This is a genomic window from Deltaproteobacteria bacterium (assembly GCA_009930495.1).
GTDB lineage: Bacteria > Desulfobacterota > Desulfovibrionia > Desulfovibrionales > Desulfomicrobiaceae > Desulfomicrobium.
Window position 1 is genome coordinate 1 of record RZYB01000174.1, and the last position, 5181, is coordinate 5181.

The following is a 5181-nucleotide window of genomic DNA, read 5'->3' on the forward strand; positions in this document are numbered from 1 at the left end:
TTGGTCTTGTTCATCATGTTCATGCGGATGACCGCGATCACTTCTTTCATGGCTCAACTCCTTCGGACGCGGTGTCGCAGATCCCGGAACTGATGGTGTAGACATCACTGACATCGCTGACGAAAATCTTCCCGTCGCCAAACGCGCCCTTGGCGCCGCTGCGGGCGGCCTTCATGATCACGCTGATGACAAAATCCTTGTCCGCCGCACCCACCACGCTCATGAGCATGGTTTTGGGAATCTCGTCGTAGGTCACTTCCCCAATCTTGATACCGCGCTGCTTGCCGCGGCCGGCCACGGAATATTTGGTCACCGCCGGGAAGCCGGCGTCCATCAGGGCCGCCAGGACGTCATCGGATTTTTCGGGGCGGACGATTGCTCTGACCATGATCATATGTTTTCTCTCCTGTATTTTCGGGTGCATGTTGATGAACGACAACTCTTAGACTGCTTCGAGCAGGCCAAAATCCATGAGCAACTTCTCAAGTTCTTCGATTTGCAACGGCTTTGGCTTGATGAACATATCGTTCTGATCGATTTTATTGGCCAGATTCCTGTAGTGATCGGCCTGTGGCGCATCCGGCTTCCATTCGATGACGGTCATGCGGTTGATTTCCGCGCGCTGCACGTCATTGTCGCGGGGCACGAAATAGATCATCTGTGTGCCGATTTTCTTGGCCAGTTCCTCGATCATCTCTTTTTCATTATCCACGTTTCTGGAATTACAGATCAATCCGCCCAAGCGAACACTGCCGGATTCGGCGTATTTCATGATGCCCTTGCAGATGTTGTTGGCCGCATACATGGCCATCATCTCGCCGGAACAGACAATGTAGATTTCCTCGGCCTTGCCGTCGCGGATGGGCATGGCGAATCCGCCGCAGACCACGTCGCCCAGAACGTCGTAAAAGGCGTAGTCGAGCTTTTCGGACGCCTCGTAGGCGCCCAGGGATTCGAGCATGTTGATGGAGGTGATGATGCCGCGACCGGCGCAGCCCACGCCCGGCTCCGGTCCGCCGGATTCCACGCACCAGGTGCCCTTGAACCCGGCCTTGCGGATATCGGACAAATCCACGTCCTCGCCTTCGTCGCGCAGGGTATCCAGAACGGACTTCTGGGCCAGGCCGCCCAGCAGCAAACGGGTGGAGTCGGCCTTGGGGTCGCAGCCGACAACCATGACCTGCTTGCCCATCTCGGCCAGCCCGGCGACGGTATTCTGCGTGGTGGTGGACTTGCCGATGCCGCCTTTGCCGTAAATTGCGATCTTCCTCATGATTGTGCTCCTTGATGTGAGAGTTGTGGCGTGCGTTGCGTGCCTGACTCTGCCTAGGGCAACGGCCGTGCCAAAACAGACAAACAACATAACATACTGATTGTACAAGATTTACAAAGATTCAGTCCGAGTTGGCGCAGCGCGTTGCCCACAATCGACAAACACAAAAATGAAGCAGCGGACAAAAGTGTCGGTGCCTGTCCTGGCCGGACCGCGACAGATTCCAGACAAAGGAGCGTCGCCGCGAAGCCTCCGCGAGAAGGCCATCTTGGCGACAGGGCGCGAGGAAGGCGCGACGCGGGAAAGCGAAACACGGCGCAAAAAAAGGCGCGTCCCCAAAAAGGGAACGCGCCTGACCACGGCGATAGACGAAACGGAGGCCTCTCTGCGCGAAAACGTCCCGGCCGGAAGAGAATCAGTTGTCCGGACGCCCCCGATGCAGGCTCTCGGCCGTGCGGAAGGCTTCGTAAGCGGCGTGATCCAGGGGAAAATCCCAGGAACCGCCACGGTATTCGATCCGTCCGCCGAAGCCGGTCTTGAAGCGATACAACCCGAAAAACGGATGCGCCGGGTCCACGCCGGGTGAAACAGCGCCCATCTCGTATTCCAGGCAGCCATGCGCGCGGGCGTGGCGCATGGCGGTCCAATGCATGAGGCTTGGGGCCATGCAGTGACGCTTCATGGACGAAGACGCGCCATACAGAAAATTGGCCTTTTTGCCGGAAAGGCCGACAATGGCTCCGGCCAAGACATCCCGGCCATGACTGGCCAGCAAGAACAGCAGCTCCGACCCGGCCCGGCCCTGTACCGCCTCCGGAAACAAGGCCGCGAAGGCCGCGAAGTCACAGGGCGCGAAGCCGTTGCGCGAGGCGGTTTGGCGGTACAGGGCGTGAAATTCGGGCAGACTCTCCCGACCCACGACGCGCACACTGACGCCTTTGCGCTGGGCCAGGCCGATATTATAGCGGGTCTTGGGTTTCATGCGGGCCAGAATTTCATCCTCGCTGCCGCCAATATCCACCACCAGGGAACTGGCCACGGTCAAATCCTCGAAGGTCTTGCGGATGTTCCAAAGCCGGGTACCCATGTTCATGCGCATCTCACGCAACCGGGCCTCGGGGAACGTTGTCCTCTCCCCGGCGCGTATCTCGTCCGAATACGGGGATTTCCAGGGCAGATCGTACCGGATGAAGGCCACGTCCGGCCCCAGGCAGCACCCCAGGGCCAGGGAAAAATTCTCGATGAAAACGCCGTATGCCTCCTGATCCGGCGCATGCTCCGGCCCCTGCGGCACGATGGCCATTTTTTTCTCCCCAAAGGGCCGCAAGAGAACCAGCACGTCCCCTTTCGGCCCGGCCACGCTGATGTCAAAGGCGCGGGGCTCAAGACCCAGACGCGATTTGACCCGCGCCCAATACGGGGTCTGAAACAAGATATCCGTGGGCAAAAGCGCCGACGTTGTTTTCGAGGCAAGATTCACCATGGTACTGCTCCTTGAAACGCTAGACCGCCGCATAAAGGCATTCCGACATGGCGGCCGCGCGGCGGGATGGTCAGAGTTCATAATTGCCGGACCGCTCCGGCTGGTCCACCACTTCTCGAATGACCAGACGCAGCGTGCCGCCGCCAGGGCGTGGCCAATCCATGACATCTCCCTCGGACAATCCCAACAGGGCGCTGCCCACCGGGGCGAGAATGGAAATGGTTTCCTCGCCCGCATCGGGCGAACCCGGATAGACCAGCTTCAGGCAACGGCTTCCGCCCGCCGGCAAAAGATCGAACCGGACCGTGGAATTCATGGTCACCACCGTGGGCGGCACCGCGCGCGGGTCCACGCGGACAGCGCGGTCGAGTTCGTCCTCCAGGGTGGCCTTGGCCGGAAAAGCTGTTGGGGACAATGAGTCCAGAAGAATTTCCAGGCGCTCGGCGTCCTGGGACGTGACGATAAGTTTTGGTTTTGTGCTCATGGGTACCTCCTTGGAGCATGAAGCCGCATACGATTCAGCGCGCTCAGGCCCACATCCTGATGGGCCGGCCACAAAAAAAATGGGGGCGTGCCCGAAACACGCCCCCATCAATGTCGATAATCTTCCGGGCGTGATCAGGTATCCACGCGACAGCGCATCACGGCAGCCTTGACGGCAAACTGGGACAAAACGTGGAAACGCATGACAACTCCTCGGAAAAATACCTTTCCGGTCCGCACGGACCAAAAAAACATGAAGCGCTCCGCCGTGCCGAAACGCTTCATGGGATGAACAACCGCAAAACAAACAAACTTATAGCGTCCTCTTTCTCTTCCCGCAACCCCGAATCGCGAAAAGCGCGAAATGAAACAAATCCGGAGCACCTTTCTTTCCGACAATCGACACGGACAAAAATGTATGCGCTGACAAAAATGTCGCCACGGGCAGCACGAAAAAGCCGGCTTCGGACAGGCTGATCGCGGCGATACCGACATCCCGGCGTCATTGGCACCGGCCGTGCAAAGCTCTCGAAAACAGGAGGCGTTATGCTCATCGACACGACCTTGCGGGAAGGGGCGCAGATGTTCGAAACGTACGTGCCACACGAAGCGCGGATCGCCATTGCCGGCATGATCGCGGACATGGGCGTGGAAGAAATCGAGGTGGGCTGGATCGGGCAGAACGGTCTGGCGGAACTGATCGCCGCTCTGCGCCGCCGGGGCGTGAGCTCCGATCTGAGCGCCTGGTCGCCGTGCCGTCCGGTGGACGTGTACAGGGCTGCGGGACTGGGACTGGACACGGTCAGCATCGGGTTGCCCGTTTCGGATCTACACATTGCCGAGCGTTTGCGCACGGACCGCGCCGGGCTGACCCTCATGCTGCGCGAGACCGTGGGCACAGCCCACTCCTGCGGCATCCGCCGCATCAGCATCGGCCTGGAGGACGTGACCCGCGCCGATCAGGGCTTTGCCCTGGCCATGGCGCGCATGGCGGAGGAACTGGGCGCGGCGCGCATCCGTCTGGCCGACACCCTGGGCGTCATGACTCCGGAGCGCATCGCCGAACTGGTCCGTTTTTTTGCAAACGGGGTGGATATGGAAATCGCGGTGCACTGCCACAACGATTTCGGCATGGCCACGGCCAACGCCATCACGGCCCTGGCCGCGGGCGCGCACTGGGCCGATGTCTCGGTGCTGGGCATCGGGGAACGGTCGGGCATCTCGGCCCTGGAAGAAGTGGCCGGACACCTGCGGCTGGTGCAAGGCTACGAGATTTATGACATGCGGGGTGTGCGCGAAGTGTGCGATCTGGTGGCCGAACTCGCCCGCATTCCCGTGGCCCGCAACCGGCCCGTGGCTGGAGAAGACATTTTCGCGGCCGAATCCGGCCTGCACGTGGATGGAATTCTAAAAAACCCGGCCCTGTTCGAGCCCTATGATCCACAGCAAACCGGCGCGCGCCGCATCCTGGCCCTGGGCGCCAAGGCCGGACGTGGCGCGGTCAAGGCCGTCCTAGGTCAGATGGGACTCAACGCGCCCCTGCACCGGCTGAACAGTCTGGTGGACACGATCCGCGAGCGGGCCGCCAATTCCGGCAGACCGCTCAAAGGGGACGAGGTGCAAGCGCTCCTCAAATGTCAGGAATGCCTGGATGACGGCGCATAAAAAAGGCGCCGACCGCCATCACACCCCCAAAAATGATCAAATACGCCACCACGGCCAGGCCATGAGCCAGGCAGGCGGCATACATCATGAACAGGCTGCCGCAGATCGCCAGCAAGGGCATGATCACGCGCTTGAAGAGCGAGAGATCCCGTTCCCGACGCATCAGAACCACAAAAATCGGCAGATAAAAGGCATAAAGGGTGACAATGGGCAGTTCGGAAGGATCGAAGCAAAAAAAGCCAAACCACGGCTGGGTCAGGTTCGCTCCGTAAAAATA

General features: G+C 60.1%; 6 protein-coding genes. 1 reads left to right on the plus strand and 5 read right to left on the minus strand.

All coding sequences use genetic code 11. The annotated features are described in order from the left end of the window. Nucleotides 1-46 precede the first annotated feature (46 nt). From EOL86_11830 to EOL86_11845, 4 genes are all read right to left on the minus strand, one after another. On the minus strand, nucleotides 47-394 hold the full coding sequence (locus EOL86_11830) for a P-II family nitrogen regulator (GenBank protein NCD26264.1): 348 nt from the start codon (nucleotides 392-394) through the stop codon (nucleotides 47-49). Between the two features lie 48 nt (nucleotides 395-442). Next, nucleotides 443-1273 (minus strand): nitrogenase iron protein, encoded by an 831-nt coding sequence (nifH, locus tag EOL86_11835; GenBank protein ID NCD26265.1) that lies wholly within the window; start codon nucleotides 1271-1273, stop codon nucleotides 443-445. A 415-nt stretch (nucleotides 1274-1688) separates the two neighbouring features. Further along, nucleotides 1689-2756: a peptidoglycan bridge formation glycyltransferase FemA/FemB family protein gene (locus EOL86_11840; protein NCD26266.1), complete on the minus strand. Its 1068-nt coding sequence runs from the start codon at nucleotides 2754-2756 to the stop codon at nucleotides 1689-1691. Nucleotides 2757-2826: 70 nt separating this feature from the next. Further along, the gene (locus EOL86_11845) at nucleotides 2827-3240 is read right to left on the minus strand and encodes a nucleoside diphosphate kinase regulator (GenBank protein ID NCD26267.1); all 414 of its coding nucleotides are present in this window, start codon (nucleotides 3238-3240) and stop codon (nucleotides 2827-2829) included. 545 nt (nucleotides 3241-3785) lie between these two features. Between EOL86_11845 and EOL86_11850 the strand changes: the two genes are divergently transcribed. Continuing rightward, a complete protein-coding gene (locus EOL86_11850; protein ID NCD26268.1) occupies nucleotides 3786-4904 on the plus strand; it encodes a pyruvate carboxyltransferase in 1119 nt (372 codons plus the stop codon). Here EOL86_11850 and EOL86_11855 read toward each other — a convergent pair. Beyond that, a partial coding sequence (locus tag EOL86_11855; protein ID NCD26269.1) for an amino acid permease occupies nucleotides 4870-5181 on the minus strand: 312 nt, incomplete at its 5' end. The two genes, EOL86_11850 and EOL86_11855, sit on opposite strands and share 35 nt — an antisense overlap.

What these genes read in the sequence shown, in the direction of transcription:
- EOL86_11845 (NCD26267.1), bottom strand. Translation starts at nt 3,240, where the DNA reads ATGAGCACAAAACCAAAACTTATCGTCACGTCCCAGGACGCCGAGCGC.
- EOL86_11840 (NCD26266.1), bottom strand. Translation starts at nt 2,756, where the DNA reads ATGGTGAATCTTGCCTCGAAAACAACGTCGGCGCTTTTGCCCACGGAT.
- EOL86_11830 (NCD26264.1), bottom strand. Translation starts at nt 394, where the DNA reads ATGATCATGGTCAGAGCAATCGTCCGCCCCGAAAAATCCGATGACGTC.
- nifH (NCD26265.1), bottom strand. Translation starts at nt 1,273, where the DNA reads ATGAGGAAGATCGCAATTTACGGCAAAGGCGGCATCGGCAAGTCCACC.
- EOL86_11850 (NCD26268.1), top strand. Translation starts at nt 3,786, where the DNA reads ATGCTCATCGACACGACCTTGCGGGAAGGGGCGCAGATGTTCGAAACG.